Consider the following 25,714-nt stretch of genomic DNA (forward strand, 5'->3'; position numbering starts at 1 on the left):
CCACTGCGGATATTAATCAGCAACGACGATGGCTACAGCGCCCCCGGCATATTGGCGCTTCATGCCGCTTTGCTGGATCGCCTGGGTGATCGCTTGCACATCGACGTCATGGCGCCCGAGCAAGACCGTTCTGGCGCATCCAATTCGCTCACGCTGGATCGCCCGTTGACGGTCAGAACCGCCACCAATGGCTTTCGCTATGTCAATGGCACACCCACAGACTGCGTGCATGTGGCCGTCACCGGTTTGCTTGAGCAGCGCCCCGATCTGGTTTTGTCCGGCATCAACAATGGCGCGAACATGGGCGATGACACCATCTACTCAGGCACTGTGGCCGCAGCCATGGAAGGTTTTCAGTGCGGCCTGCCGGCCATCGCTTTTTCCCTGGCCGGCAAGGGCTATGCCAATCTTGAATCTGCAGCCAGGGTGAGCGCAGAGTTTGTGGAGCGTTTCATCGACAACATGGCCGCCTTTGGTCATTGCCTGCTCAATGTCAACATTCCACCCATTGCCTACGACGACATGCTGGGCTACGAGGCAACCCGGCTTGGCAAACGCCATCATGCCGAACCGGTTGTACCGGCGACGACACCGAAGGGCGACACCGTGTATTGGATCGGCCCCCCTGGTGAAGCCAAAGACGCTGGCCCTGGAACTGACTTCCATGCAGTGCGGCAGGGGCGCATTTCGGTCAGCGCATTGAAAGCCGATTTAACCCAGACCGATGAGCTGGACGCGCTGGCGGCGTGGTTGAAATCTCATGAATGACAAACCCAGGTTCAGGCCCGCACCCGTTCTGATGCCGCAATCTGCGCGCAAAGTGGATCGCTTGCCTGAGCGGATGGGTGGTTTGGGCCTGACCTCGGAGCGCACGCGTGCAGCCTTGGTTCAAAAGTTAAAGGCGCAGGGTATTGCAACCCAGCCGGTTCTGGATGTGATCGGCAAAGTGCCGCGTCACCAGTTTGTAGACGAAGCTTTTGCCTCGCGTGCCTATGAAGACGCCGCTTTGCCGATTGGGCATCAACAGACCATTTCCCGGCCATTCACAGTGGCCCGCTTTGCCGAATATGCGCTCAATGGCAAGACAAGATTGGGCAATGTGCTGGAGGTGGGCGCAGGTTGTGGTTATCAGGCGGCCGTGTTCGCTGAGTTTTGCGATAGGCTTGCCAGTATTGAACGGATTGAAGGTCTTTACCAAAAAGCCCGAAAAAACCTGAAACAAGCGGGCTACACCAAGGTCAAAGTGGTGCATGGTGATGGTCTGGCCGGTCTGCCAGAGTTCGCACCGTTCGACGTCATCGTTGTTGCAGCCGCAGGTCTGGAGATTCCCAGCGCCTTGCTCAAGCAGCTTAAAATTGGTGGTCGATTGATCGTGCCCGTGGCTGATCAGCGCCAGCAGGTTCTGGTCACCGTTGATCGCCAGGCGGAAAACAAATGGCATCGTGAAAACAGGGACCTTGTGAAGTTCGTACCGTTGGTCCAAGGAATTTCAAATTGAAAACGGAGATAAAGCATTGACTAAAAAAGCACGCATGGGACTTGTGTTGGCGAGTTTGCTGATGCTGGCATCTTGTGCCTCAACCAATCATGCCCCGGTTGTGGATCGTTTGCCCTCGCGCTCTCTTGATTCATCGGTGAGCCCTGACGGTTATTACACAGTCAAGCCCGGTGACACCTTGTACAGCATTGCCCTTGATTTCGGCCTGGACTGGAAAGATCTGGCCAAGGCCAACGGCCTGAGCGACCCCAACAAGATTTCGATTGGTCAGAAGTTGCTTGTGCAGGGTGTGGGTGGCAACGCGCCCGTGGCCTCGTCCACAGGCAACGCGACCGCAACTCCCACTGACAATGCATCGGGTGTTGTCGTGACCCCGGTGGTGCCGCCTTCTGTCGCCAAACCAATCGACGCCCAGCCCGGCGCATCCAAGCCTGTGCCCGTGCCCGATCAAACCGCCAAGTCCGAGCCGCCCGCTCCGGCCAACGCTTCTTATGGTTTTATCTGGCCCAGCGACGGCAAAATCATTCAGACCTACAAACCCGGAGTCAACAAGGGCGTAGACCTGGCCGTGAAAGTGGGTGACCCAGTCGTTGCGTCTTTGGGGGGCAAGGTGGTGTATTCCGGCAATGCACTGCGAGGGTATGGCAATTTGATCATCATCAAGCACGAAGGCAATTTGTTGACGGCCTACGCACACAATAAAACCTTGTTGGTGAAAGAGGGCGATTCCGTCAAGAAAGGTCAGAAAATTGCGGAGGCAGGGCAGTCTGACACAGACAAACCCATGCTGCATTTTGAAGTGCGCAAGCAGGGCAAACCCGTCAATCCCATGGATTATTTGCCTGCACGGTAATTGGCATGGGACGTTCGAAAAACCGCAAACCGCGCCAGCCGGTTCGATTGACGCTGGACATTGAATCGCTGGACTTTGAAGGCAGCGGGATCGCTCACCACGAGGGCAAAGTGTTTTTTGTGGAAGGAGCCCTTACCGGTGAGCGCGTGGTTGCTGAAGTCACCAAAGACAAGGTGCGTTACGCCAGGGCAACAACGCTGGAAGTCTTGAAGGCGGCGTCAAGCCGTGTAGAACCGCGTTGCCCCCACTATCAGGCTTGCGGAGGGTGTTCCATGCAGCACATGGACATCGGAGTGCAAGTGGCCACCAAAGCCCGGGCGCTTGAAGACTTGCTGTCAAGAATTGGCAAAACCAGGCCTGAGGTTGTTCTGCCGCCGATGTATGGGCCCATCTGGCACTATCGACATCGCGCACGGCTGAGCTGCCGTTACGTGTTCAAGCGCAATGAAATGATGGTGGGTTTTCACGAAAAGCATTCGTCGTTCGTGGTACCCATGGATCAATGCGAGATTTTGCCAAAACATGTGTCCGATCTGATTTCTGCATTGAAGGTTCTGATCAGTGGCATGAATGCGCGCGATCACATCGCCCAGATCGAACTGGCAGTGGGGCACGAGACAACCGCCATGGTCCTACGGCATCTTGAACCCCTGTCTGACAATGATCTTCAGGCCCTGCGTCAATTCGGCAATCAGCATGGCATTGATTGGTGGCTGCAGCCCGGCGGAATTGACAGCATTCATCGCTTGCAAGCGGAGAAACCCGCCCCCCTGTATTTTTTGATTCCCAGTTTTGGCATCAAAATGCACTTTCTACCCACCGACTTTACCCAAGTCAATCATCAAATCAACGATTCCATGGTGTACAGGGCGGTCAACCTTCTGGATCCTCAACCCCAGGACAGGGTGCTTGATCTCTTTTGTGGTCTTGGTAACTTTAGTCTGCCTTTGGCTACTCGATGTGCCAAGGTGAAAGCATTCGAAGGCTCCGATGATTTGGTTCAAAGGGCGCAAGACAACGCGCGCCAGAACGGCCTGGACGGTTGTACTGAATTTCATGTGCGAAATCTTTTCGAGGTTGAGACACCCGAGTGGCAATCTTGGGGGCAATTCGACAAGGTACTGATCGATCCGCCTCGCGATGGCGCTTTTGCTGTCTGCAAAGCCATTGCCGGGGCTGCGGATGATTTCAAGCCGGGCCGAATTGTTTACATCAGTTGCAACCCGTCCACGCTTGCGAGAGATGTTGAGGTGTTATGTGGTCAGGGCGGCTATTTGCTCAAAAAGGCCGGGGTTATGAACATGTTTCCGCACACGGGGCATGTGGAATCGATTGCGGTGCTTGAGCGACAGACGACGACCTTTTGATGCGCCGTTTGATGCATTTTCGAAGGCAATAAAAAACGGGGCCATTGCGGCCCCGTTTGCGTTGGTGCTTTTGCCCCACCAACTGGGCGGTCGGTACAGATACCGACTACTGAAATTTCAGTGTGCTACCAAAAATTCCACAGTGCAAGCACTTTCCATGTTGCACCGTGTCATGGCTCACCTGCGGTCACCACCAGCAAAAATCATCAACAGTTGCAACAGGTTTACAAACAGGTTGTACAGGTCGAGATAAATGGCCAGCGTGGCGGTCACGTAGTTGGTCTCGCCGCCACGCATGACGCGTTGCAGGTCAAACAACAGGAACAACGAGAACAGGCCCACACAGACGGTCGAAATGGTCATCTGCAGTGCTGGCATTTGCAAGAACACGTTGGCAATGGATGCCACAATGACCATCATCAGGCCGATAAACAAAAATTTGCCCAGGTTTGAGAAGTCTCGCTTGGTGACTGCTGCGTAGCTGGCCAAACCAAAGAAAATGCCACCGGTGCCCAAAGCAGCGGTCGCAATGATTCCACTGCCGTTTGGCAAGCGCAAGGCAATCGACAGGATGCCTGAGAGCATTAGCCCCATAAAGAAGGTAAAGCCCAGCATGAGATAAACACCCAGTGCGCTGTCTTTGTTGCGCTGAATACCCCACACAAATCCGAACATGGCAGCCAGCATGACCACGAAGCCCAGAATTGGATTCCTTCCGAAGAGGGTGAAGAAACCGTATTCAATACCAACCCATGCGCCAACGGCCGTTGGGATCATGGATAAAGCCAGCAGAAAGTAGGTGTTTCTCAACACCCGGTTGCTGTCTACCGCTCTGACACCGCCAGATTGCGTACGACCAAATTCCACAGTTTTAAAGTCCGACATGGTGCATCACTCCTTGTTTACCAATGTTCTTGTGACCTATGTTAAGGCCTAAAAGTTTCAAATCAAGCCCCACCTGACAAAGTTTCACATTTTGAGAGCCTGGCGGTGGTGGCGGGCATGTTCGTTGCATGCTCACGGCATTTTGTCATGCAATTTACACGCCAACGCGCTATAATCGCAGGTTATCTTTCGCCTAATCTATTTTGGAGTGTTAACAAATGGCAATCGAACGCACCCTGTCAATCATCAAACCTGACGCCGTTGCAAAAAATGTCATCGGTCAGATCTACAGCCGCTTCGAAGCAGCTGGCTTGAAGGTGGTTGCCGCAAGAATGGCTCACCTGTCTCGCGCTGAAGCAGAAGGTTTCTACGCTGTTCACAAAGCACGTCCTTTCTTCAAGGATCTGGTGGATTTCATGATTTCCGGCCCTGTGATGATCCAGGTTCTGGAAGGTGAAAACGCAATTGCCAAGAATCGCGAACTGATGGGCGCCACAAACCCCAAAGAAGCTGCAGCCGGCACCATTCGTGCTGACTTCGCCGACAGCATCGACGCCAATGCCGTTCACGGTTCAGACGCCCCTGAAACAGCAGCTGTTGAAATCGCCTATTTCTTCCGCTCTTCACAGGTGTTTGCACGCTGATTCATCTGAAGCGTTTCTTCGGAATCGCAATCAGCCGTGTAAAAGGGGCGCCCTAGGGCGTCCCTTTGCGTTTTGTGTGTGTCCAATTCAGTCTTAATGTATACTTCCAGTTCTAAGCAACTGAGTTAAAAAGAAATTTTAATGAGTTTGAGTTCAGCTTCCGCAGTCACCGAAGTGTTGTCTGTTCCGCAAAACCTGTTGGGTATGTCTGTGCCGCAACTCGTTCAGTGGTGTGCCGGCCATGGCGAAAAAGCTTTCAGGGCCAAACAGCTTTCCAAGTGGGTGCACCAGCAAGGTGTTTCCAGCTTCGATGAGATGACCGATCTCGCGAAGTCCTTCCGCGCAAGCCTTAAGGAAAAGGCCTGCGTGCAGGCACCGGCCATCGTCTCCGATCATCAGTCTCGCGATGGCACTCGCAAGTGGTTGTTTGATGTTGGCAATGGCAATGCCGTTGAAACAGTGTTCATTCCCGAAGCGCGTCGTGGCACCCTCTGCGTAAGCTCGCAGGCGGGCTGTGCAGTCAACTGCCGTTTTTGTTCAACCGGAAAGCAGGGCTTTTCCCGCAATCTGACCAGCTCTGAAATTGTTGCCCAATTGTGGCAGGCCAATGTGTTGCTGAAGGACACCCACAAGCGTGCCGAGCAACAAGAGCGCGCCGTTACAAACGTAGTGATGATGGGCATGGGCGAACCGTTGCTGAACTACGACGCCCTGGTGCCCGCTTTGCAGCTGATGCTTGATGATGCGGCTTATGGGCTTTCCCGCAGGCGCGTAACAGTGTCAACGTCTGGGGTGGTGCCCTTCATGGATAGGCTGTCTCAGGACTGCCCGGTGGCGTTGGCTGTCTCCCTGCATGCACCCAATGACGCGTTGCGAGACCACCTGGTGCCTTTGAACAAGAAGTATCCCTTGAGCGATTTGCTGGATGCCTGTCTGCGGTATCTGAAATTTGCACCAAGGGATTTCATCACGTTTGAATATGTGATGCTGAAAGGGGTGAACGACAAGCCTGAACACGCGCGTGAATTGGTTGAGATTTCAAAGCGTGTGCCTTGCAAGTTCAACCTGATTCCATTCAATCCATTTCCAGAATCTGGCTTGTTGAAGTCAACCCAGCCGGTCATCGCAGCGTTTGTTGACATCCTTGCTGAAGCGGGTGTGGTGACAACAGTTCGTAAAACGCGGGGCGACGACATCGACGCCGCCTGCGGACAATTGGCCGGTGAAGTGATGGACCGCACCCGTGTGCAAGAGCGCATGGCCAAAACCGTGCCAGTGTCAGTCTTGAAAACAGGATTGAAGTAAGTCATTAAGAGGCCGCCGTCTAATGCGGCTTTCGAGAATGGCATAGAATATGAATTGCTTTTTTAAATGCTTAAACCACGGCCAGCTGGATATTTGACCCAATGAATGAAAATCGTGCCACGAATGACCCAGAGAAGTACGGGGCAGAAAACAACTTGAATGCCGCAAAACCTGCTGAGGCCTCGGTCCCATCACCCGAACGTCATCCGAATTTGACTTTGCTCGAGTCGGGGCAAAACCCTGGCGAATTGTTGAAATCAGCCCGCGAGAAGATGGGCTTGAGTCTGTCGGACATCAGCGTACAAACCAAAATCAACGAGCGCCAGCTGCGTGCCATTGAATCCGGCATTGTTGAAAAGCTGCCCCCTGAAACCTTCGCCAAAGCATTCATCAAGAGCTACTGCAAAGTGGTCCGCCTTGAGGCAGGCCCCGTGTTGCGTGCTTTCGGATTTGAAGCCACGCCTGCCGGTACGGCTACCCCCAGCGCGTCTGCCGATCCCAATCGTGGCGAACCCAAAATGCCCAGCAGTTCACGTCGCCTGTCGTCTTTGAGCTTTGACCGAAAGCCGGTCAAGCGTCGGCTGGGTTTGATGATTGTGCTGGCCGCGTTGGTGGTGTTGGCCGTCTTCTACATTCCCGTGTTCATGGAAGGGCATGGCGACAAGGCGGCATCCCAGCCTGTTGCCTCATTGCCAGCCAATGTTGAGCCCGTGCCGCAAGCGCCTGTCAATTCAGAGCCTGTTCCTATTGGTCAAGCGGTGTTGCCAGGTGTTGAGTCTAGTGCTGCTACCACCGCGCCAGCGGCTTCTGCCCCAGCCCCTGCCTCCGTCGGTAATCCTGTGTTTCCGGCCATTCAGGCAGAAAACCAGAAAGCCGTGCAGGCTGCTGCCGCGGCCCAAGCCCCAGCTTCACCTGCTCCGGTAGCGCCCGCTGCTACTGAGGCTGACACTTCCACCAAATCAGCCAAATCGGCAGTGCCCGCCAGCGCTCAAGGTGATACGACAACCGTCGCCGGCGTTGGCAAGCCCGATTCAAACCTGAAATTCAGCTTTGACGATCAAAGTTGGGTAACGGTTCGGGATGCCAACGACAAAGTGCTTTTGTCTCAAATGAACAGCCCCGGCTCGACCATGCAGGTGCGCGGCCAGGCGCCGTTCAAAGTCATCGTGGGCAATGCAAAAACGGTCAAATTGACCATGAACGGCAAACCCGTTGACCTGACCTCGTCCATTCGCGGCGAAGTGGCAAGGCTGACTCTGGAGTAAGTCGTGATTGTCAACAAACCGCTTGTGCGTAAGCACACCCACGAAGTGATCGTTGGGTGGAATGGTCATGAGGTCAAAGTAGGTGGGGGCAACCCGGTTGTGGTTCAGTCCATGACCAACACAGACACTGCAGACGCCCTGAATACCGCCTTGCAGGTTAAAGCCCTGTATTTGGCTGGCAGCGAGGTGGTTCGTATCACGGTTAACAATGAAGAGGCGGCCAAGGCGGTGCCCTACATTCGTGAGCAGCTCGACAAAATGCGCATCCCGGTGCCGCTGGTGGGCGATTTTCATTACAACGGCCATTTGCTGCTTCAGAAGTTTCCAGATTGTGCCCGTTCCCTGTCCAAATACCGCATCAATCCCGGCAACGTTGGGTCTGCCCGATCTCGAGACGACAACTACGCCAGCATGATCGAAATGGCCATTCAGCATGACAAGCCAGTGCGAATCGGCGTCAATTGGGGCAGCCTGGATCAATCATTGCTTGCGCGCATGATGGATGAAAACGCCCAACTGGCTGACCCCTTGCCACCAGAGCAACTGATGTATCAGGCGCTTATTGAGTCCGCGCTGTCCAGCGCCTACAAGGCCATTGAGCTTGGTTTGCCCGAGAATAAAATTCTGCTCTCCTGCAAGGTCAGCCAAGTGCAGGATCTGATTGCCGTCTACCGCGAGCTCTCCAAGCGCAGTCCTTTCCCGCTTCACCTGGGTTTGACCGAAGCAGGCATGGGCAGCAAAGGCATTGTGGCTTCAACTGCGGCTTTGGCTGTTTTGTTGCAAGAGGGCATCGGCGACACCATACGCATCTCGCTGACGCCTGAGCCCAATGGGGATCGAACGAAAGAAGTGATCGTGGCCCAAGAAATCCTTCAGTCCATGGGTTTGCGTGCATTCACCCCCCAGGTGATCGCTTGTCCCGGGTGTGGTCGAACCACCAGCACGGTTTTTCAGGAATTGGCGCAGCAAATCCAGAACTATCTGCGCGACCAGATGCCAGTCTGGAAAAATCAGTTCAGCGGTGTTGAAGAAATGAAAGTGGCCGTCATGGGATGTGTGGTCAACGGACCCGGCGAGAGCAAGCACGCCGACATTGGTATTTCCTTGCCCGGCACGGGTGAGGCGCCCTCCGCCCCCGTATTTCTGGATGGCAAGCGGGTCACAACGCTCAAGGGCGAGCGCATTGCCGAAGAATTTCAGGCCATTGTGCAGCGTTATGTTGAACAAAGGTACGTGAAGGTCTCTCACTGAGGCCAGAATCAGCGACAATAACGGGCTGATAAATCTGATTGACACCTCGCTGATGAGTACCGCAGACAACGCTGATAACACTTCTTCAAAAAAGCCAGTCAAACTTCAGGCCGTTAAAGGCATGAACGACGTGCTGCCGGTTGCCGGCATCCACTGGGAAAACCTGGAGATGCTGCTCCGTGAGTGGCTTTCTGCCTATGGTTATCGTCTGATCAAGACGCCCGTGCTTGAAAACACTGCCTTGTTCCGCCGTGGCATTGGTGAAGTGACCGACATTGTCGAAAAAGAGATGTTCAGTTTTGTTGATCGTCTCAACGGTGACGAACTGACCTTGCGCCCCGAGTTTACGGCAGGCATTGCGCGGGCAACCATTGAACACAATCTGACCTACGCCGCGCCACAACGCGTGTATTCGATGGGGCCGGTGTTCAGGCATGAACGCCCTCAACGCGGTCGATATCGCCAATTTCACCAGCTCGACGTTGAGGCCCTAGGGTTTTCCGGGCCAGACATTGACGCTGAACTGATTGTGATGCTTTCACGTTTGTGGCGTGAAATGGGTTTGGACGATGTGCGCCTTGAAATCAACTGCCTTGGCGAAGCCAGCGAGCGTTTGGCGCATCGACAAGCCTTGATTGCCTACTTTGAGGCCAATGCTGACCAACTGGACGAGGACGCAAAGAGGCGTTTGCACAGCAATCCCCTTCGCATTCTGGACACCAAAAATCCAGCGATGCAGGAATTGGCCAACAAGGCGCCCCGTCTGTCCGAATTCCTGGGTGATGAATCACGCGCCCATTACGAAGGTGTCAAAAGCCTTCTCAACGATGCGGGCATTCAATACATTGAAAATCCGCGCCTCGTGCGCGGTCTGGATTATTACAACCTGACTGTATTTGAGTGGATCACCGACCGACTCGGTGCCCAGGGCACCATTTGCGGCGGTGGTCGATACGATGGTTTGATCGAGGTGCTGGGTGGAAAGCCGACCCCGGCCATCGGGTTTGCCATTGGATTGGAGCGCCTGTTGGAGCTTTATCTCGAGGTGAATCAGCCAGATGACATGCCTGATCTCGATATTTACGTGGTGCATCAAGGTGAGGGCACTGCGCGAAGGGCTTTTTCCTTGGCGGAAGAGCTTCGGGATGCCGGCTTTGCAGTTGTGCTGCATGCCGGTGGCGGCAGCTTTAAAAGCCAGATGAAGAAGGCCGATGTCAGTGGCGCATCCATGGCCCTGATTCTGGGTGAGAATGAATTGGCCAATGGCACTGTCATGGCCAAGCTGCTGCGCGAGGAATCGTCGCAGCACGAGCTGAAACAAGATGAACTTGCAGACGCGGTGTTTCAACTGCTGTACGGAGAAGGAGAAGAGGATTGAGTCGTTATACCCTGGAAGAAGAAGAGCAACTGGCCGAGTTAAAGGCGTTCTGGAACAAATACGGCAATTTCATTCTGACCCTGCTCATTATCGGGTTCGGCGCTTATGCGGCCTACAACGGCTGGCATTGGTGGAAGGCCCGTCAGGCTTCACAAGCCGTGAAAGGATATGAGTCTTTGCAAAACGCCCTGGCAAAAAACGACCTTGCACTGGTTAAGAAGGTCGAGCAAACACTCGTTCAAGAGGATGGCGGTTCACCTTACGCCCAGCGCGGCGCACTTCTTGCCGCCAAGGCGGCCTATGCGTCGGGCGACAGTGCGTTTGCCAAAACCCAACTTCAGTGGGCGGTTGATCACGCCAAACTTGACGAATACGCCGCCACTGCACGCCTTTTGCTCAGCGGTATTCTGATCGAAGAAGGCAAGCTTGATGCGGCCACGAAACTGGTCTCGGAGAAGTCCTACACTGGTTTTGAAGGGTTGTTCTCGGACCGTCTGGGTGACATTGCCGTGGCCCGTAAAGACAACGAAGCCGCCACAAAGGCCTATAAAAAGGCACTTGAAGAACTGAAACCCAATAACCCCTGGAGTCAGGTTGTCCAGCGCAAGCTGGCTGCCTTGCCCAAGGCCGGAGAGTAATCCATGAAGCCCGTGAACATGTTGCGTACCTTGTGTGTCAGTGTGGTTGTACTGGCGCTTGCCGGTTGCTCCTCACTGAATCCATTTTCATCCTCACCGCTGAAGCCCGAAGAACTCAAAAGTTTCAAACAAGACCTGTCAGTGAAGACACGCTGGTCTGTCAAAGTCGGTGAATCGGAGTCTGGCGTTTTTACCCCTGCCGTGTATGACGACACTGTCTATGTGGCCTCTGCGAAGGGTCGCCTGATGGCGATTTCCAAGAGCACGGGGCAGGTCAAGTGGACTGTCGAGGTCAAGGAAGGACTGAAGGCCGGTGTGGCTGCCACAGTGGACACGGTTGCTGTGATTGACAGTAAAAACCAGCTGATTGGTTTCGATGTGGATGGTCGTCAAAAATGGAAATCGCAACTGCCAGATGACACCACTTCTGTACCTGTTGGGGCAGGCGATGCCATTCTGATCAGACCGATTGATTACTCTGTGGCCAGTTATTCCACTGAAACGGGCGGGTTGCGCTGGAAATTCCAGCGTCAGCTGCCTGCTTTGACATTGCGTGAGAATGCACCCGTGGATGTTCAAAATGGGCGCGTTTATGCCGGTTTTCCAGGCGGACGCCTGGTGGGTATTGACCTCGCCAAGGGCACAGCCGTTTGGGAAGGATTGTTGGCCCTGCCATCCGGAACCACCGAGATTGAGCGAATTTCGGACGTCACCGGTTCGCCAGTCTACAATTTCAGGGAAGTGTGCGCGGCCACTTTTCAGGGAAAAGTGGGTTGTCTGGACGCAGTGTCTGGTCGTCCAGTCTGGACAAAGCCCTTTTCATCTCCCACAGGGGCCAGTGTCGATGACCGCTATCTGATTGCAGCCAATGAATCGGGCGAGTTGTTTGCGTTTTCCAGAAATGGCGGTGACGAAGTGTGGCGCGTGAAGACCTTGCTCCGCAGAAAGCCCACTGTAGGCCTCTCTGTCGGTAGAGCAGTTGCTGTGGGTGATTTTGACGGGTATCTTCACTTCATCAGCCGAGACACGGGCGACACCATTGCGCGGGTTCGGGTTGGTTCGGAAGCCTTTACGGTGGGGCCTGTTTCAGCGGGCGAGAACAGCCTGATTGTGCAGTCCAAGGGCGGCGAAGTCGCCCTGTTGTCGGTCGATTAATTGATCATTCGAGTTTGAGTTTTTAAAGAGTATCCATGAAACCTGTCATTGCCCTGGTGGGCCGTCCCAATGTGGGCAAGTCAACGTTGTTCAATCGCTTGACCCGCACCCGCGACGCCCTGGTCGCCAATCAGCCAGGGCTGACCCGCGATCGCCATTACGGCATCGGGCGCATGGGTCCCAAAGAATACCTGGTGATTGACACGGGTGGACTGGAGCCGGTTGCCAAGGAAGGCATTTTTGCCGAAATGGCCAAGCAAAGCAGACAGGCCATCGTCGAAAGCGACCTCGTGCTGTTCATTGTGGATGGGCGTCAGGGCATTACGCCGCATGACCATGTGATCGCCGCAGAGCTGCGCAAGGCCCGTCGTGAAGTCATTCTCGTCGTCAACAAGACCGAGGGCCTGAATCACACGGTGGCCGCGTCTGACTTTTATGAATTGGGCTTGGGCGAACCCGAGACCATTTCTGCAAGCCACGGCGACGGTGTTCGTCAGTTGATGGATCTCGCATGCGAGAAGTTGCCCGAGCTGCCTGAGGACGAGGAGGGTGGTCATCGCATCAAGGTGGCCATTGCGGGCCGGCCGAACGTGGGCAAATCCACCATGGTCAATACGCTGCTTGGTGAAGAACGGGTAATCGCCTTTGACATGCCCGGCACCACCCGCGACAGCATCTACATTGATTTCGAGAGAAACGACAAACCGTACACCTTGATTGACACGGCTGGCTTGAGAAAGCGCGGCAAGGTTTTTGAATCGGTTGAGAAGTTTTCCGTGATCAAGACCCTGCAGGCCATTGAAGACGCCAACGTGGTCATTCTGATGCTGGATGCCCAGCAGGAAATTTCTGATCAGGATGCCTCGATTGCCGGCTTTATTGTTGAAACAGGCCGTGCCTTGGTGCTGGCTGTTAACAAGTGGGACAGTCTGGACGAATACCGTAAGGAACGCATTAAAACAGAACTGAATCGCAAATTGGTGTTCTTGGGCTTTGCCCGCCTTCATTTCGTGTCAGCCACAAAGCCATTTGGCATTGGGGCGATGATGCGGTCTGTGGACGAGGCCCACGCGGCTGCCTTCGCCAAGTTGTCTACCCCCAAGCTGACCCGCCTTATCCAGGAATGTGTTGAGCATCAACAACCGCCGCGCAAAGGCATTTTCAGGCCCAAGTTGCGTTACGCACACCAAGGCGGGCAAAACCCGCCGATTGTGGTGGTTCACGGCACTGCGCTGGACGCCATTCCAGACAGCTACAAGCGGTTTCTGGAGGGTCAAATTCGCGATCGTTTTAATTTGGCTGGCACGCCTCTGCGGGTTGAATTCCGAAGCGCGACCAACCCCTTCGTCAAAGAAAAATAAGCCAGTTAGCGCTGAATTTTTCCGGTGATGATGTCTTTGTACATCACCCAGTCGCCCATGAAACTGTACAACGGATGCTTGAATGTGGCGGGCCGGTTTTTCTCGAAGAAAAAGTGCCCGACCCAGGCGAAGGCATAGCCACTGAGCAAGCCGTACAACAGCCAAATCAGCCCAGCGCCAGTGAGTAACTTGAACAGGCAAAATAGAGCCAATGTAGAGCCAACGAAATGCAATCTGCGACAAGTCAGGTTGCTGTGCTCGGCCAGATAGAACGGATAAAAATCGGCGAAAGTCTGAAATCGGTTGCCCTGTTTTGGCATTTTATGGTCTCCATGCATCGGTTTTTAGGTGTTTTATGTAGTGTAGCCGAATGGCCGCTTCAAAATGCACTTGAAAGAATGCCTGTATGCGTTACGATAGATCAAGCCGTCTACATAACAACCATCAAGGAGGAAGGTCGATGCAAGTCAAGGAAATATTGAGGGTCAAAGGCAATACGCTTTTTACTGTCACACCAGACACCCGTCTGTCTGACTGCGTTGTCACCATGGCCGAGCATGACGTAGGTTCCCTGGTGGTCATGGACAAAGGTGTTGTCGCAGGTATTGTGACTTTTCGTGAGGTCATTGCGATTCTTGCAAAACGTCAAAAGGAACATCGCACCGGGCCCACCCCGCCTGTGTCTGAAATTTTCGTCAATGAGGTGATGAACCCCAGCCCTACGGTTGCGGCGCTGAACATGGAAGTAGATGCCCTGCGCAAGCTCATGCTCGAAACCCATCAGCGCTATCTGCCTGTGCTGGATGGTTCCACACTGTGTGGCGTTATTTCATTCCACGACGTGGCCAAAGCAGTGCTTGAAGAGCAAAGTTTCGAGAATAAAATGTTGAAGGGCTACATTCGTGACTGGCCTATGGAAGAAGAGAGTAGTTCAAACTCATAGCAGTTGGTGAGCGCAGTGAAAAAAAATATCGCGGTGATTGGGGCGGGGCTTGCCGGGCTGGCCTGTGCCAGAGAACTTGGCAAAGGCGGGCATCAGGTCTGTATTTTCGAAAAAAGCAGAGGGGCAGGAGGGCGTATTTCCACGCGCTGGACCGACCGTGATCTGAACCCACCTGTGGGTTTTGATCACGGTGCCCAATACATTCACGCCCGATCGCCCAGCTTCAGTGCCCTCATGGAGGCCGCGCAGGCAGCAGGGGCAGCCAAGGTCTGGAACGGGCGCGTGGTTCATCTGGCTTATGGCGTGCAGTCTGAAGAGCAGCCAGCCCGAAGCGCCCGCTGGGTAGGTGTCCCCGGAATGACCAGCCTGGCCCGATTTCTGGCTGGCGATGCGGATCTTCAGTTACAAAAAAAGGTAACTGAGGTGGTTCGTCAAGGCGACACCCACACCCTGAAAATTGTCAAAACCGATGGCACGGTGGAGTCCCGAAGCGGATTCGACTTTGTGGTGTCGGCCATTCCTGCCGAACAGACAGCCCAGTTGTTTTCGGCCAAAATCGATTCGCTTGCCGATGCGGCCATGCAGGTTACCTCAGAGGTGAACTGGACCGTCATGGTCAGTTTTGCCAATCGCACCCCCGTCAATTTTGACGGTGCTTTTGTGGCGGACAGTCCTTTGGGGTGGATTTGTCGTGACTCCTCCAAGCCGGGTCGTGCAGCGGGTGAGCGCTGGGTTCTGCAAGCAACCTCAGACTGGTCCTCCCTGCACAAGGATTATCCCAAGGAAGTGGTGGCAGACTTGCTAATGGACGTTTTCATGTCCTTGATCGGCAAGCAAATCGAACCGCTCGATTTGACCGCCCACCGCTGGCTGTACGGTGTGCCTTCCAATCCCTTGACTGAACGTTTTTTCGTTGACATGTCGGCTTCAGTGGCTGCATGCGGCGACTGGCTGTGCGGAAGCAGCGCCGAATCCGCATTTTCGAGCGGTGAAGCACTTGGGCAGGTACTCAGTCGCCATTTTGAAGCGCAACTGTCCGGTTCTTCAGCCTGATTTGACAGGCAGAATCCGTTAAAATGCGCCTTTAATCATTGGATTTCGCAACATGTCGAATAGCAGCCTAGGTCATTTGTTTGTTGTCAGCAACTTCGGTGAAAGCCACGGGCCTGCCATTGGATGCGTTGTGGATGGATGTCCCCCAGGTTTGCCGCTGTGTGAAGCTGACTTGCAAGCGGATCTGGATCGACGCAAGCCTGGTACTTCCAGGCATGTGACACAGCGCCAAGAGGGCGATCAAGTCGAAATTCTGTCTGGCGTATTTGAAGGGGTCACCACCGGTGCGCCGATTGGTCTTTTGATTCGCAATCAGGATCAGCGCAGCAAAGACTATGGCAACATCGTGGACAGCTTTCGTCCTGGCCACGCGGATTACACCTACTGGCACAAATACGGCATTCGAGATCACCGCGGTGGCGGCCGTTCCTCTGCCCGAATGACAGCACCCATGGTGGCTGCAGGTGCCATCGCCAAGAAATGGCTGGCAATGCAGTTTGGCATTGTGGTTCGTGGCTGCATGACTCAAATTGGCGATGTGGAAATACCGTTTCAGTCCTGGGAAGAGGTTGCTAAAAACCCGTTTTTTGCACCCAACGCCACAGTCGTGGATTCACTGGAAAGTTACATGGATGCACTGCGCAAGTCGGGCGACTCCTGTGGTGCCGGGTTGCGTGTTCAGGCCACTGGTGTGCCGGTGGGTTGGGGCTCGCCCCTGTACGACAAGCTCGATGCCGACATTGCGCATGCCATGATGAGCATCAATGCCGTGAAAGGCGTGGAGATCGGCGCTGGTTTCGGTTGCATCACTCAGAAAGGTTCTGAACACGGTGATGAAATGTCACTTGACGGGTTTGGGTCCAACCACGCTGGTGGTGTATTGGGTGGCATTTCAACAGGCCAGGACATCGAAGTGCGCATGGCCATCAAACCCACATCCAGCATCCGATTGCCAAGAAATTCCATCAACAAAGCGGGTGAGCCGGTGGTTGTCGAAACCTTTGGTCGTCACGATCCTTGCGTGGGCATCCGTGCGACACCGATTGCCGAAGCGATGCTGGCATTGGTCTTGATCGATCACGCCTTGATGCACAGGGCCCAATGCGCCGACGTGCGGGTTGATACGCCGGTTGTACCCGCCGGTCGTTCTGACTACTAGCGGTATCCGTGCAGTCCCGCTGGATCGCCAGCTTTTATGCGGCGTACTTCGCCTTTGTCGGGCTGTACTCTCCTTTTCTGGGTCCTTACCTCAAACTCAAAGGCCACACACTTGAACTGATCGCCCTGGCGCTCGGGTTGATGCAGGTGATGCGCATTTTCGGGCCTTTCCTTTGGGGGTGGGTCGCCGATCATTCTGCCAATCGTGTGGTCTGGATTCGCTTGGGGTCTATCGGTGGTCTGGCGTTCGCGGCCTTGGCTTTTGCGGGTGTTAATCAGTCGCTTTGGCTGGTGGTCATGTTGATCATTCTGAATTTTTTCATTTCAGGACTGGTGCCTTTGTCAGATTCCCATGCGATGGACAGTTGCGGTGGGTCTGCCGGGCAATACGGACGGATGCGTTTGTTTGGCTCGCTGGGTTTTATCGCCAGTGTGGTGCTGTTTGGGCAATATGCGCAGCATTTCGGCTTGTACAGTTATCCGTTGTGGGCGGTGGCCACTCTGGTGTTGGCGGTTACTGCAGCCTGGAATTTCAGAGAGCCTGTGCATCACCACGTTGACCCGGAAGGCCAGGGCGGGCAGGGTGCACCGTCATGGCCGCAGTTGCTCCGACACATGTTGGGCCCTCGCCGAATGCAGTTGTTCTGGCTGGGCGGCTTTTTCATGATTTTTGCGCATGGCGTCTTTTACGCCTTCCTGTCGCTTTATCTGCTCAAATTCAGTTATGGCGAATCTTCCATCGGCCTGCTGTGGGGGTTTGGCGTGCTGTGCGAAGTCGGGTTCTTCGCGCTTCAGTCTCATGTTTTTCATCGCCTGAAACTGGTGAACTGGCTGTGCATTTCATTTGCCGCCTGCGCGGTGCGCTTCTGGTTGGTGGCCCTGTATCCTGAATTGTGGTGGGTGGTGGCTTTTTCCCAAAGTCTGCATTGCCTGACCTTTGCGGCGCATCACACAGCCTGTGTGGCCTGGTTGCGTCATGAATTGCCACGCAAGCTGTGGGTTCGCGGGCAGGCCTTGTATGCCACCATTGCCTATGGGCTGGGCGGAACAGCAGGCACGTTTGCAGGCCGATGGGTCTGGTCATCCATTTCACCCCAGTGGGCGTTTGGCATGGCAGGTTGTGCGGGGTTTGTCGCCTTGTTGATTGGTTTGCACCTGCGTCAATTGATGTATAAATCGATTTAAATATTGTGATAGAAAACGGAATGTCCTGAATGAATTCGATGAGCCTGATTGTCCGATTGACAAAGCGTGCCCTGTTGATGGGCGTAAGTAGCCTGTTGGTGCTGCCTTTGAGCGGTTGTTTGACCACGCAAACCACCAATGCCGGTGAAGTGGGCGTGACCCGACAGCAATTCGTGTTGGTGAGTTCCCAAGAGGTCGACGCCAGTGCCCAGAAGGCCTATGCGCAGGTGCTAGCCAAGGCCTCTGCAGAGGGCAAACTGAACCGCAACCCACAGGAAGTGACACGGGTGAGGGCAGTTGCACGGCGCTTGATCGCGCAGACAGGCGCTTTTCGGGCCGATGCCCCCAACTGGAAATGGGAGGTGAATGTGCTGACTTCCCCTGAATTGAATGCCTGGTGTATGGCGGGCGGAAAAATTGCGGTCTACACGGCCTTGCTTGAGAAGCTCAACCTGACCGACGATGAACTGGCTGCAGTGATGGGTCACGAGATCGCCCACGCCTTGCGCGAACACACACGCGAGCGAGTTTCACAGCAAATGGCAACCAATCTCGGGCTGAACATCTTGTCAGCCGGTTTGGGTTTGTCGGCGGGTGTCAGTGATCTGGCTGGTCAGGTTCTGAATGTGACAGTGGCTCTGCCTTACAGTCGGGAGCATGAAACCGAAGCGGATCGAATTGGAGTAGAGCTTGCCGCCAGAGCGGGCTACAACCCGAGAGCGGCCATCAGCCTTTGGCAGAAAATGGAGCAGGTAGGGGGTGGTGCACCGCCCGAGCTGCTGTCTACCCATCCGTCACCTGAACGGCGCATGCAGGACCTTGAGGTGTACTCTCAAAGGGTATTCCCCTTGTACGAGCAGGCAAGAAAGCGGTCCCAGTAGGCAGGCCGATATGGCATAATAACAAGTTAACTTGAATGTAATTTTCGCCTCACTTGGAGGCAGATTCGGGGTCCGATTCAAAAATGGCAAAGACACTTTACGACAAGCTTTGGGAAAGTCACGTTGTTCGCACAGAGGCGGATGGCACATCCCTGATTTACATTGACCGCCACCTTCTTCACGAAGTGACAAGCCCCCAAGCCTTTGAAGGGCTAGAGCTGGCGGGTCGTGATCTCTGGCGCAACAGCGCCAACCTGGCCGTGGTGGATCACAACGTGCCTACCACTGACCGAAGCAAGGGCATTGCCGATGCCACCTCCCGATTGCAGGTTGAAACGTTGGACAAGAACGCGAAGGCGCACCATCTGACCTACTTTGACATCAAGGATCAGCGGCAAGGTATTGTGCACGTGATCGGGCCTGAGCAGGGTGCAACCTTGCCAGGCATGACCGTGGTGTGCGGCGATTCCCACACCAGTACGCATGGCGCTTTGGGTGCTTTGGCCTTTGGTATTGGCACTTCTGAGGTGGAGCATGTCATGGCCACCCAGTGTTTGATCATGAAAAAGTCCAAAAACATGCTGGTTCGTGTTGAAGGCGAACTGGGTGCCGGTGTGGGCGCCAAAGACGTGATTCTGGCTGTCATTGGTAAGATCGGCACAGCAGGTGGCACGGGTTACGCCATTGAGTTCGCAGGGTCCGCCATCCGTGGTCTGTCTGTCGAAGGGCGCATGACTCTGTGCAACATGGCCATTGAGGCTGGTGCAAGGTCTGGCATGGTTGCCGTAGATGAAAAAACCATTGATTACGTGAAAGGCAAGCCGTTCAGCCCCAAAGGCAACGATTGGGAAACGGCAGTGGCCTACTGGAACACCCTGCATTCTGACGCGGGTGCCAGCTTTGACAAGGTGGTCGAACTGAGCGCTGAAGACATTCTCCCGCAGGTGACTTGGGGTACATCGCCCGAGATGGTCACCGATGTGCATGGGCAAGTGCCGAATCCGGCGCAAGAATCTGACCCGGTTCGCAAAGGCAGTATCGAGCGCGCTTTGCAGTACATGAATTTGAAAGCGGATCAAAAGATCGAAGAGATTGCCATCGACAAGGTGTTTATTGGCAGCTGTACCAACTCGAGAATTGAAGACCTGCGCCAAGCTGCAGCGGTCATCAAGGGCCGCAAGAAGGCCAGCAGCGTCAAGCTCGCCATGGTGGTGCCCGGTTCAGGTCTGGTCAAGGCTCAAGCCGAGCAGGAAGGTCTTGACAAAATATTTCTGGAAGCTGGCTTTGAATGGCGTGAACCGGGTTGTTCCATGTGTCTGGCCATGAATGCCGACCGCTTGGAGCCGGGTGAGCGTTGTGCGTCCACCAGCAACCGAAATTTTGAAGGCCGTCAGGGTGCTGGCGGCAGAACCCATTTGGTCAGTCCTGCCATGGCTGCAGCCGCTGCAATTGCAGGCCACTTCGTTGATTCAAGAAATTTCTGAGGAGATTGAACTATGCGCTTGTTTTCAATTGTAATTATGGCTGCTTTTGTGTGGGCACTTTCTGCTTGCAATACCATCGAGGGCATGGGAAAGGACATCAAACAAGCTGGCAACGGAATTGAAAAGGCTGCAGACCGCAGCAAGTAAACTGGATCTAAACATGGACAAATTTGTGAAGCACACGGGAGTTGCCGTGGCATTGAATCGGGCCAACGTGGACACCGATGCCATTATCCCCAAGCAATTTCTGAAGTCGATCAAGCGCACCGGCTTTGGGGTGCATCTGTTTGACGGGTGGCGTTATCTCGACGAAGGCCAACCGGGGGTGGACTGCAGCAAGCGCCCGCTTAATCCCGAGTTTGAGTTGAATCGACCTGAATTCAAAGGGGGCACAGTGCTTGTGGCTGGCCCCAACTTTGGCTGTGGCTCCTCACGCGAGCACGCGCCCTGGGCGCTGCAACAGTACGGCTTCAAAGTGATTGTTGCACCCAGCTACGCCGATATTTTCTTCAACAATTGCTTCAAAAATGGTTTGTTACCCATTGTTTTAAAAGAAGAAGAGATCAAGCGCATTTTTGCAGCCATCGAAAAGTCGCCCGGTCTGACGATGACGGTTGACCTCGAGTCTCAGCAGGTTGAAATCGACAGCATGCGTTTTTCATTTGATGTTGAGCCGTTCCGCAAGCACTGCCTGATGAACGGGCTGGATGACATTGGCCTCACCTTGAATCACGCTGATGAAATCAAGGCTTTTGAAGCCAAACGGTTGGCCAGCCAGCCATGGCTCGCCAACACCATCTAAACCAAGAGAAAACAATGACTTATAAAATTGCCGTACTGCCTGGTGATGGCATCGGCCCTGAAATTACAGCCCAGGCTGTTCGGGTGTTGGAGGCCTTGCGCTCTGACGGATTGAACATCGAATTCGAGCAGGCCTTGATCGGCGGTGCGGCTTATCGCGCCCATGGCGAGCCTTTGCCTGAATCAACGCTGGCATTGGCCAAGGCTTCCGATGCAGTGTTGTTTGGCTCAGTGGGCGATTTTTCACTGGATACACTGCCCAGGCATTTGCGGCCCGAGCAGGCCATTCTTGGTATTCGCAAAGCGTTGAACCTGTTCGCAAACTTCCGCCCAGCTGTGGTTTATCCAGAGTTGGCCGATGCTTCTTCCATGCGACCAGAAGTGGTTGCCGGCATGGATATTCTGATTGTTCGCGAGCTTACCGGCGACATTTATTTTGGTCAGCCCAGGGGTGTGCGTGAATGTCCGGATGGCCCTTTTAAAGGTCAGCGCGAAGGCTTCGACACCATGCGCTATGCCGAGGGTGAAGTGCGTCGCATTGCCCATGTCGCTTTTCAGGCCGCTCAAAAACGGGGTAAAAAATTGTGCTCCGTGGACAAGGCCAACGTGCTCGAAACCACGCAGTTCTGGCGAGACGTGGTGACGGATGTGGCCAAAGAATATCCGGAGGTCGCATTAAGCCACATGTATGTGGACAACTGTGCCATGCAGCTTCTGAAAGATCCGAAGCAGTTTGACGTCATCGTGACGGGCAACCTGTTTGGCGATATTCTTTCGGATGAGGCATCCATGTTGACGGGTTCAATCGGAATGTTGCCTTCTGCGTCTTTGAACGAGAGCAACTTCGGCTTGTACGAGCCCATTCATGGCTCGGCGCCTGACATCGCCGGCAAAGATCTTGCGAACCCCATGGCCACGGTGCTGTCCGCAGCCATGATGCTGCGTTACACCTTTGGACTTGAAGAGTACGCGGCGCGCATTGAGCGTGCGGTGCAGGCGGTGTTGGCCAATGGCCCTAGAACAGGTGACATTTGGCGTGAAGGAAAAGAGCGGACCGGCACCTCTGGAATGGGTGGTGCCTTGTTGAAGGCGCTGGCGGCGCAGTAAGCGCAGGCGCTGGTAACGAATTTTTAAATCGGGAACAATGGAGTAAACATGTTGAAAGTTGGCTTGGTAGGCTGGCGTGGAATGGTTGGTTCCGTGCTGATGCAGAGAATGCGCGAGGAAGGTGATTTCGGGCACTTTGAGCCGATTTTCTTCTCCACGTCCAACGCCGGTGGCGCGGCGCCCTCGTTTGTTCCGGGGGCTGGGGCACTTCAGGATGCAAACAACATTGATGCCCTGCAAAAAATGGATGTGATCCTGACCTGTCAGGGCGGCGATTACACCAATGAGGTGTTTCCAAAGCTTCGTTCTGCTGGCTGGAATGGCTACTGGATCGATGCGGCTTCAAGTCTGCGCATGAAAGACGACGCCATCATTATTCTCGATCCGGTTAACCAAAACGTGATCGACAAAGGTTTGTCGAGCGGCGTCAAAAATTACATTGGTGGCAATTGCACGGTTTCTTTGATGCTGATGGGCTTGGGTGGTTTGTTCCAGAACAATCTGGTTGAGTGGGCCACTTCCATGACCTATCAGGCAGCTTCAGGCGCTGGCGCACAAAACATGCGTGAACTGATTGCTCAGATGGGGTCCATCCATGCAGAGGTCAAGGGCCTTCTGGCAGACCCAGCCTCTGCCATTCTGGAAATTGATCGCAAGGTGGCTGATCATTTGAATTCGGCCGAGTACCCCAAAGATCATTTTGGGGTACCACTGGGCGGCAGTCTGATCCCCTGGATCGACAAAGACCTGGGCAACGGTCAGTCCAAAGAAGAATGGAAGGGCGGCGCTGAGACCAACAAAATTTTGGGCAAGCCCGCCATGGGCGAGGCTGGCAGTGTGTTGATCGATGGTTTGTGTGTGCGGATCGGGGCCATGCGTTGTCATTCTCAGGCCTTGACCATCAAGCTGACCAAAGACATTCCACTGGATGAAATTTCCGACCTGCTCGCGAAGGCCAATCCTTGGGCCAGAGTGGTGCCCAACGAACGCGAGGCCTCAATGAGAGACCTGACCCCTGCTGCCGTGACTGGCCGCATGCACGTGCCTGTTGGTCGACTGCGCAAGATGGCCATGGGTGGGCAGTATTTGAGCGCATTCACGGTCGGTGACCAATTGCTATGGGGCGCGGCAGAGCCTCTGCGTCGTATGTTGAGAATCTTGATCGAACGTTGAATCAGACAACCTTGCCACCCAAAGAAAACCTGAAGGAATAATCGGGTATCTTTGAGTGGTGAATCCACTTTTCAGGAGCGAACGGGTGACTCGAATTCAAAAGAATTCCCTCAGTATTGCTGTAGCTTCCCTCTTTTTTTCCTGTTCGCTGAGCGCCCAAGCAGCCCAGCTTGGCAAATTGACGGTGTTGTCGTCTGAAAACCAGCCTTTCCGGGCTGAAATACAGATTGATGCCGTGCAAGCAGGTGAACGTGCCACTCTGAAAGCCGGGCTCGCCCCTGAAGACGCATTCAAGGCTGCGCGTCTGCAGCTGGATCCAAAACTCAAGGATTTGACTTTTGCGGTGGTGGACGGCCCAAAACCCAACACGGTCATCGTCAAGGTGTCGTCCGAGAAGCCTTTCCCCGCCGGGTTTACCGATGCGCTGGTTCAGCTGGTTTGGGCCGGGGGTAAGGTGTCTCGCGAGTACACGCTGGATGTCCCGACGGGCCAAAGCAAGCCGGGCCCAAGCCTGCCGGATATTCGTCCTCCGATGACCCTGCCTGCGCCAACTGGGCAGGCAAAACCTGCACCTGCACCTGCAGTTGCGCCTCCAGCTGAGGCTGCCGACAAGCCGCAAACCCCTGAAAAGCCCCAGGCAAAGGAGGAGAGTAAAGCCGCTTCCGAGCCTGCGCGTGCTGACGCCATGGCTTCGACCGAGCGAGTCAGAAAGGGGCAGACCTTGTGGGGAATTGCCAGCAAGCTGGCGGGCAATGGTGTAACAGTCAATCAGGCGATGGCTGCTGTGTATGAAGCCAATCAGGGTGCGTTTATTGGTGGCAGTGTGCACTTAATCCGAGAGGGTGTCCAAATTCGGATTCCTGAACGCAGTGCAATGGTGTCCAGAAGTGGCAATGAAGCGCTGTTGGTGCTTGCACAACACGATGATCGCAATGTGTATTCCAGCTACGCAAAACAGCTTGGATTGTTGAAGGTTAGTCCGCAAAAGGGTGGCAATGAATCGGGTCAGGTGACTCAGGGCAAACTGGAAAGCAATTCGGACAGCGCCTCCGGTGCAACGGCTGAAGTCGATCGCTTGAAAATTTCTCCCGGGGCTGCCCAGGTGGGTGCCGGTGAGGCCAAGGCTGACGCCAGCGCCGAAGAACTGATCGCCAAGACGAAGGCTTTGCAAGAAGCGAACGAGCGAATTGCTCTGCTTGAAAAAAATGTAAATGATTTGCAGAAGCTGCTTGAACTGCAAAAGGACCAGGCTGCACCGGCCATTGCGCCTGGTTCCAAGGCCACCGAAGAAGCCGCTGCGCCGCAGTCTAGCCCTGCCGCAACTGCGCCGGCCGAGCAAGCCAAGGCCCCGGAGGTTGAAGCCAAGCCCGCCGAGAAGACGCCCCCAGTGGAGGCTGACAAGCTTGAAAAGGCTCAAAAGCTGGCTGAGACGAAGCCAGTGCCCTGGTACAGCTCACTCTGGTTCCTGGGTTCCATGGGCGGGTTCGGTGTGGTTTTGCTGGGCGCTTTGCTTCTATTGCTGAAAAAGAAGCGCGAAAGCGGATTGGCTCAAGACCTTGAAGAGGTCGACGAGCCCAGTTCCGAGCGATTTGATGAGGTGCTGGCTTGGGCCAGTGCGCCGGCGCAGCAAACTGAAGAACCCACCGAAGCCCCGGCGAAGTCAGTCAATGCGGTTGAGTCTGAAGAGTTTGATCTGGATGAAGTGCTGTCTGAACCAACTCCTGCACCGACTCCAGCGCCCACTCCTGCACCCACTCCTGCACCCACTGAGCCCGCGCCGGTTGAAGAGAGTGCAACCATTCCTGATCTGGGCCAGGCTTCTGAGGACGCTGGCCAGCAATCCGGTTCTCTGAATAACGACGTTGAGCTGGATTTTCCCGAAGAGGAAAGCAAGGCCCCTGAGTCATCCATTCTGGATGATTTGGATTCTCTGGAGAAGGGGGCTGCGGCTGCGCAAAGCGAACTGGATGAATTGCGCAAGAATGCGCCGGTTGAAGCTGAGTCGTCTGCTGAAAATGATCCTGACATTGAGGAGGAATCGGAAGTGGTGTTGGCCTCTGATGCCGAAGTTTCAAGTGACGCATTTGACAAGGCGGTAGAGAACATTGATCTTGACATTGATGTCCCCAAGCCACCGGTTGACGAAGCAACCTGGCAAGAGGTGGAAACCAAGCTCGACTTGGCGGGTGCCTACGTTGAAATCGGCGATGCCGACGGCGCAAAAGAGTTGCTCAATGAGGTTATACAGCGTGGTGATGCAGAACAAGTACAGAAGGCAAAGAGCTTGCTGGCAGGCCTTTAAGTTGCATTTGAACTGAAAAGGGAAGTG

Annotated in this window: 25 protein-coding genes; 23 read left to right on the plus strand and 2 right to left on the minus strand. The window is 54.6% G+C overall.

Annotation, left to right across the window (positions count from 1 at the left end):
* The first annotated feature begins 3 nt into the window (after nucleotides 1–3).
* From surE to rlmD, 4 genes are read left to right on the plus strand one after another with little or no spacing between them, the layout of a single operon-like run.
* Nucleotides 4–768, plus strand: coding sequence for a 5'/3'-nucleotidase SurE (gene surE, locus QQJ87_RS04600; protein WP_284280390.1), 765 nt, complete (start codon nucleotides 4–6; stop codon nucleotides 766–768).
* Nucleotides 761–1,498, plus strand: a complete 738-nt coding sequence (locus tag QQJ87_RS04605; protein WP_284280253.1) for a protein-L-isoaspartate(D-aspartate) O-methyltransferase — start codon at nucleotides 761–763, stop codon at nucleotides 1,496–1,498. Before surE ends, QQJ87_RS04605 begins: the two co-directional genes overlap by 8 nt.
* Before the next feature lie 16 nt (nucleotides 1,499–1,514).
* On the plus strand, nucleotides 1,515–2,351 hold the full coding sequence (locus tag QQJ87_RS04610) for a peptidoglycan DD-metalloendopeptidase family protein (RefSeq protein WP_284280254.1): 837 nt from the start codon (nucleotides 1,515–1,517) through the stop codon (nucleotides 2,349–2,351).
* A 5-nt stretch (nucleotides 2,352–2,356) separates the two neighbouring features.
* Nucleotides 2,357–3,718, plus strand: coding sequence for a 23S rRNA (uracil(1939)-C(5))-methyltransferase RlmD (gene rlmD / locus QQJ87_RS04615; protein ID WP_284280255.1), 1,362 nt, complete (start codon nucleotides 2,357–2,359; stop codon nucleotides 3,716–3,718).
* Nucleotides 3,719–3,895: 177 nt separating this feature from the next.
* On the opposite strand, the gene QQJ87_RS04620 is transcribed toward rlmD, so the two are convergent.
* Nucleotides 3,896–4,603 carry a Bax inhibitor-1/YccA family membrane protein gene (locus QQJ87_RS04620; protein ID WP_284280256.1) on the minus strand — a complete coding sequence of 236 codons (708 nt, stop codon included), beginning with the start codon at nucleotides 4,601–4,603 and terminating at the stop codon, nucleotides 3,896–3,898.
* Nucleotides 4,604–4,821: 218 nt separating this feature from the next.
* On the opposite strand from QQJ87_RS04620, the gene ndk reads away from it, so the two are divergent.
* The 8 genes from ndk to der all read left to right on the plus strand — a co-directional run bounded on the left by ndk (nucleotide 4,822) and on the right by der (nucleotide 13,600).
* The gene (ndk, locus tag QQJ87_RS04625; protein ID WP_284280257.1) at nucleotides 4,822–5,247 is read left to right on the plus strand and encodes a nucleoside-diphosphate kinase; all 426 of its coding nucleotides are present in this window, start codon (nucleotides 4,822–4,824) and stop codon (nucleotides 5,245–5,247) included.
* A 141-nt stretch (nucleotides 5,248–5,388) separates the two neighbouring features.
* Nucleotides 5,389–6,552, plus strand: a complete 1,164-nt coding sequence (gene rlmN, locus QQJ87_RS04630) for a dual-specificity RNA methyltransferase RlmN (protein ID WP_284280258.1) — start codon at nucleotides 5,389–5,391, stop codon at nucleotides 6,550–6,552.
* A 101-nt stretch (nucleotides 6,553–6,653) separates the two neighbouring features.
* Complete coding sequence (locus QQJ87_RS04635) at nucleotides 6,654–7,817, plus strand: helix-turn-helix domain-containing protein (RefSeq protein WP_284280259.1); 1,164 nt, start codon at nucleotides 6,654–6,656, stop codon at nucleotides 7,815–7,817.
* Between the two features lie 3 nt (nucleotides 7,818–7,820).
* Nucleotides 7,821–9,068, plus strand: a complete 1,248-nt coding sequence (gene ispG, locus QQJ87_RS04640; protein ID WP_284280260.1) for a flavodoxin-dependent (E)-4-hydroxy-3-methylbut-2-enyl-diphosphate synthase — start codon at nucleotides 7,821–7,823, stop codon at nucleotides 9,066–9,068.
* A gap of 34 nt (nucleotides 9,069–9,102) precedes the next feature.
* On the plus strand, nucleotides 9,103–10,446 hold the full coding sequence (gene hisS, locus QQJ87_RS04645) for a histidine--tRNA ligase (protein ID WP_431310078.1): 1,344 nt from the start codon (nucleotides 9,103–9,105) through the stop codon (nucleotides 10,444–10,446).
* The gene (locus tag QQJ87_RS04650) at nucleotides 10,443–11,084 is read left to right on the plus strand and encodes a YfgM family protein (RefSeq protein ID WP_284280262.1); all 642 of its coding nucleotides are present in this window, start codon (nucleotides 10,443–10,445) and stop codon (nucleotides 11,082–11,084) included. The genes hisS and QQJ87_RS04650 overlap by 4 nt, the downstream gene beginning before the upstream one ends.
* Nucleotides 11,085–11,087: 3 nt before the next feature.
* Complete coding sequence (gene bamB / locus QQJ87_RS04655) at nucleotides 11,088–12,239, plus strand: outer membrane protein assembly factor BamB (protein WP_284280263.1); 1,152 nt, start codon at nucleotides 11,088–11,090, stop codon at nucleotides 12,237–12,239.
* A 35-nt stretch (nucleotides 12,240–12,274) separates the two neighbouring features.
* Complete coding sequence (gene der / locus QQJ87_RS04660) at nucleotides 12,275–13,600, plus strand: ribosome biogenesis GTPase Der (RefSeq protein ID WP_284280264.1); 1,326 nt, start codon at nucleotides 12,275–12,277, stop codon at nucleotides 13,598–13,600.
* 5 nt (nucleotides 13,601–13,605) lie between these two features.
* On the opposite strand, the gene QQJ87_RS04665 is transcribed toward der, so the two are convergent.
* Nucleotides 13,606–13,920 (minus strand): Mpo1-like protein, encoded by a 315-nt coding sequence (locus QQJ87_RS04665; RefSeq protein ID WP_284280265.1) that lies wholly within the window; start codon nucleotides 13,918–13,920, stop codon nucleotides 13,606–13,608.
* A gap of 140 nt (nucleotides 13,921–14,060) precedes the next feature.
* On the opposite strand from QQJ87_RS04665, the gene QQJ87_RS04670 reads away from it, so the two are divergent.
* The 11 genes from QQJ87_RS04670 (at nucleotide 14,061) to QQJ87_RS04720 (ending at nucleotide 25,687) form a co-directional block, all read left to right on the plus strand.
* A complete protein-coding gene (locus QQJ87_RS04670) occupies nucleotides 14,061–14,543 on the plus strand; it encodes a CBS domain-containing protein (RefSeq protein ID WP_284280266.1) in 483 nt (160 codons plus the stop codon).
* 15 nt (nucleotides 14,544–14,558) lie between these two features.
* Nucleotides 14,559–15,596, plus strand: a complete 1,038-nt coding sequence (locus QQJ87_RS04675; RefSeq protein ID WP_284280267.1) for an NAD(P)/FAD-dependent oxidoreductase — start codon at nucleotides 14,559–14,561, stop codon at nucleotides 15,594–15,596.
* 52 nt (nucleotides 15,597–15,648) lie between these two features.
* Entirely contained in the window at nucleotides 15,649–16,755 is a 1,107-nt protein-coding gene (gene aroC / locus QQJ87_RS04680; RefSeq protein ID WP_284280268.1) for a chorismate synthase, read from the plus strand.
* A gap of 8 nt (nucleotides 16,756–16,763) precedes the next feature.
* Nucleotides 16,764–17,939 (plus strand): MFS transporter, encoded by a 1,176-nt coding sequence (locus QQJ87_RS04685; RefSeq protein WP_284280269.1) that lies wholly within the window; start codon nucleotides 16,764–16,766, stop codon nucleotides 17,937–17,939.
* A 29-nt stretch (nucleotides 17,940–17,968) separates the two neighbouring features.
* On the plus strand, nucleotides 17,969–18,820 hold the full coding sequence (locus tag QQJ87_RS04690; RefSeq protein WP_431310073.1) for a M48 family metallopeptidase: 852 nt from the start codon (nucleotides 17,969–17,971) through the stop codon (nucleotides 18,818–18,820).
* An 83-nt stretch (nucleotides 18,821–18,903) separates the two neighbouring features.
* Nucleotides 18,904–20,304 (plus strand): 3-isopropylmalate dehydratase large subunit, encoded by a 1,401-nt coding sequence (gene leuC / locus QQJ87_RS04695; RefSeq protein WP_284280270.1) that lies wholly within the window; start codon nucleotides 18,904–18,906, stop codon nucleotides 20,302–20,304.
* Between the two features lie 18 nt (nucleotides 20,305–20,322).
* The gene (locus QQJ87_RS04700) at nucleotides 20,323–20,451 is read left to right on the plus strand and encodes an entericidin A/B family lipoprotein (RefSeq protein ID WP_431310074.1); all 129 of its coding nucleotides are present in this window, start codon (nucleotides 20,323–20,325) and stop codon (nucleotides 20,449–20,451) included.
* Nucleotides 20,452–20,464: 13 nt separating this feature from the next.
* Entirely contained in the window at nucleotides 20,465–21,106 is a 642-nt protein-coding gene (gene leuD, locus QQJ87_RS04705) for a 3-isopropylmalate dehydratase small subunit (protein ID WP_284280272.1), read from the plus strand.
* A gap of 14 nt (nucleotides 21,107–21,120) precedes the next feature.
* A complete protein-coding gene (gene leuB / locus QQJ87_RS04710) occupies nucleotides 21,121–22,212 on the plus strand; it encodes a 3-isopropylmalate dehydrogenase (RefSeq protein WP_284280273.1) in 1,092 nt (363 codons plus the stop codon).
* 51 nt (nucleotides 22,213–22,263) lie between these two features.
* Complete coding sequence (gene asd / locus QQJ87_RS04715) at nucleotides 22,264–23,385, plus strand: aspartate-semialdehyde dehydrogenase (protein WP_284280393.1); 1,122 nt, start codon at nucleotides 22,264–22,266, stop codon at nucleotides 23,383–23,385.
* An 85-nt stretch (nucleotides 23,386–23,470) separates the two neighbouring features.
* Complete coding sequence (locus QQJ87_RS04720) at nucleotides 23,471–25,687, plus strand: motility hub landmark protein FimV (protein WP_284280274.1); 2,217 nt, start codon at nucleotides 23,471–23,473, stop codon at nucleotides 25,685–25,687.
* Nucleotides 25,688–25,714 lie beyond the last annotated feature (27 nt).

It is taken from the genome of Limnobacter litoralis (assembly GCF_030160455.1).
Classification (GTDB): domain Bacteria; phylum Pseudomonadota; class Gammaproteobacteria; order Burkholderiales; family Burkholderiaceae_B; genus Limnobacter; species Limnobacter litoralis.